This is a genomic window from Enterococcus songbeiensis (assembly GCF_005405265.1).
Taxonomy (GTDB): Bacteria; Bacillota; Bacilli; order Lactobacillales; family Enterococcaceae; genus Enterococcus_C; species Enterococcus_C songbeiensis.
On sequence record NZ_BJDS01000036.1, the window covers coordinates 1 to 3,269 of the forward strand.

Consider the following 3,269-nt stretch of genomic DNA (forward strand, 5'->3'; position numbering starts at 1 on the left):
GCGTGGCGACGTCCTACTCTCACAAGGGGCAACCCCTCACTACAATCGGCGCTAAGAAGCTTAACTTCTGTGTTCGGCATGGTTACAGGTGTATCCTTCCTGCTATCGCCACCACACTATTTTTTTCTGAGTAAGTCTTGCTCACTCAAAACTGGATTTGAAGTAATTTCTCAAAACTCTTCCGAGTTTCTTTTGGTTAAGTCCTCGATCGATTAGTATCAGTCCGCTCCAACCATCACTGGTCTTCCACTTCTGACCTATCTACCTGATCTTCTCTCAGGGATCTTACTTTCTTTTAGAAATGGGAAATCTCATCTTGAGGTGGGCTTCACACTTAGATGCTTTCAGCGTTTATCCCTTCCCTACATAGCTACCCAGCGATGCCTCTGGCGAGACAACTGGTACACCAGCGGTAAGTCCATCCCGGTCCTCTCGTACTAAGGACAGCTCCTCTCAAATTTCCAACGCCCGCGACGGATAGGGACCGAACTGTCTCACGACGTTCTGAACCCAGCTCGCGTGCCGCTTTAATGGGCGAACAGCCCAACCCTTGGGACCGACTACAGCCCCAGGATGCGACGAGCCGACATCGAGGTGCCAAACCTCCCCGTCGATGTGGACTCTTGGGGGAGATAAGCCTGTTATCCCCAGGGTAGCTTTTATCCGTTGAGCGATGGCCCTTCCATGCGGAACCACCGGATCACTAAGCCCGACTTTCGTCCCTGCTCGACTTGTAAGTCTCGCAGTCAAGCTCCCTTCTGCCTTTACACTCTGCGAATGATTTCCAACCATTCTGAGGGAACCTTTGGGCGCCTCCGTTACTCTTTAGGAGGCGACCGCCCCAGTCAAACTGCCCATCTGACACTGTCTCCCACCACGCTTAGTGGTGCGGGTTAGAGTGGCCATAACGCAGGGGTAGTATCCCACCAGCGCCTCCATCGAAACTAGCGTTCCGACTTCTACGGCTCCTACCTATCCTGTACATGCGGTACAGACACTCAATATCAAACTACAGTAAAGCTCCATGGGGTCTTTCCGTCCTGTCGCGGGTAACCTGCATCTTCACAGGTACTAAAATTTCACCGAGTCTCTCGTTGAGACAGTGCCCAAATCGTTACGCCTTTCGTGCGGGTCGGAACTTACCCGACAAGGAATTTCGCTACCTTAGGACCGTTATAGTTACGGCCGCCGTTTACTGGGGCTTCAATTCGTACCTTCGCTTACGCTAAGCACTCCTCTTAACCTTCCAGCACCGGGCAGGCGTCAGCCCCTATACGTCATCTTTCGATTTTGCAGAGACCTGTGTTTTTGATAAACAGTCGCTTGGGCCTATTCACTGCGGCTGCTCGTTAGAGCAGCACCCCTTCTCCCGAAGTTACGGGGTCATTTTGCCGAGTTCCTTAACGAGAGTTCTCTCGCTCACCTTAGGATTCTCTCCTCGACTACCTGTGTCGGTTTGCGGTACGGGCCGTTCAATTCTCACTAGAAGCTTTTCTTGGCAGTGTGACATCAGAAGCTTCGGTACTTAAATTTCCCTCCTCATCACAGCTTGTCCTTAACAAGAGTAAGCATTTCACTCACCCTCAGACTCACTGCTTGAACAGACATATCCATCAGTCTGCACTTCTTAGCCTCCTGCGTCCCTCCATTGCTCAAACAAATTCAACGGGTACAGGAATATCAACCTGTTGTCCATCGCCTACGCCTTTCGGCCTCGGCTTAGGTCCCGACTAACCCTGGGCGGACGAGCCTTCCCCAGGAAACCTTAGTCATTCGGTGGACAGGATTCTCACCTGTCTTTCGCTACTCATACCGGCATTCTCACTTCTAAGCGCTCCAGCAGTCCTCACGATCTGCCTTCAACGCCCTTAGAACGCTCTCCTACCATTGTACCTATTGGTACAATCCACAGCTTCGGTAGTATGTTTAGCCCCGGTACATTTTCGGCGCAGGGTCACTCGACTAGTGAGCTATTACGCACTCTTTAAATGGTGGCTGCTTCTGAGCCAACATCCTAGTTGTCTGTGCAACCCCACATCCTTTTCCACTTAACATACATTTTGGGACCTTAGCTGGTGGTCTGGGCTGTTTCCCTTTCGACTATGGATCTTATCACTCACAGTCTGACTCCCGGATATGAATGTATGGCATTCGGAGTTTATCTGAATTCGGTAACCCGAGATGGGCCCCTAGTCCAAACAGTGCTCTACCTCCATCATTCTTACTTTCCGAGGCTAGCCCTAAAGCTATTTCGGAGAGAACCAGCTATCTCCAAGTTCGTTTGGAATTTCTCCGCTACCCACACCTCATCCCCGCACTTTTCAACGTACGTGGGTTCGGTCCTCCAGTGCGTTTTACCGCACCTTCAACCTGGACATGGGTAGATCACATGGTTTCGGGTCTACGACTACATACTCATTCGCCCTATTCAGACTCGCTTTCGCTGCGGCTCCGTTTCTTCCACTTAACCTCGCATGCAATCGTAACTCGCCGGTTCATTCTACAAAAGGCACGCTATCACCCATTAACGGGCTCTAACTTGTTGTAGGCACACGGTTTCAGGTTCTATTTCACTCCCCTTCCGGGGTGCTTTTCACCTTTCCCTCACGGTACTGGTTCACTATCGGTCACTAGGGAGTATTTAGCCTTGGGAGATGGTCCTCCCGGATTCCGACGGAATTCCTCGTGTTCCGCCGTACTCAGGATCCTCCTAGGTGCTGTCCAAATTTCGTCTACGGGGTTTTTACCCTCTTTGACGGACTTTTCCAAGTCCTTCGACTATCTGAACGAACTACCAGATCGGAGTCCTACAACCCCAAGATGCAAGCATCTTGGTTTGGGCTTTTCCCGTTTCGCTCGCCGCTACTCAGGGAATCGAATTTTCTTTCTCTTCCTGCAGGTACTTAGATGTTTCAGTTCTCTGCGTCTACCTCGATTAGGCTATGTATTCACCTAATCGTAACATCCTATCAAAGATGCTGGGTTTCCCCATTCGGAAATCTCTGGATCATAGCTTACTTACAGCTCCCCAAAGCATATCGGAGTTAGTCCCGTCCTTCATCGGCTCCTAGTGCCAAGGCATCCACCGTGCGCCCTTATTCACTTAACCTTACAACCTTACGGTTGGGTTTTGAGTCGTTTCTCTAGCGATAGAGGCGTCCTCAAGATAAAGCTTTGAAAAAACTTTCTTAAAAAACTCTTTTCAACGCGGTGTTCTCGGTTTGTTTTGATTCTTTACTTCAATTATCCAGTTTTCAATGAGCAAAATT

Annotated in this window: 2 rRNA genes; both read right to left on the reverse strand. The window is 50.1% G+C overall.

Going from position 1 to position 3,269, the window contains the following annotated elements:
• Positions 1 to 116: ribosomal RNA gene (gene rrf, locus FFM66_RS11250) — 5S ribosomal RNA — on the reverse strand.
• A 76-nt stretch (positions 117 to 192) separates the two neighbouring features.
• A 23S ribosomal RNA gene (locus tag FFM66_RS11255) occupies positions 193 to 3,109 on the reverse strand.
• Between the last annotated feature and the right edge of the window lie 160 nt (positions 3,110 to 3,269).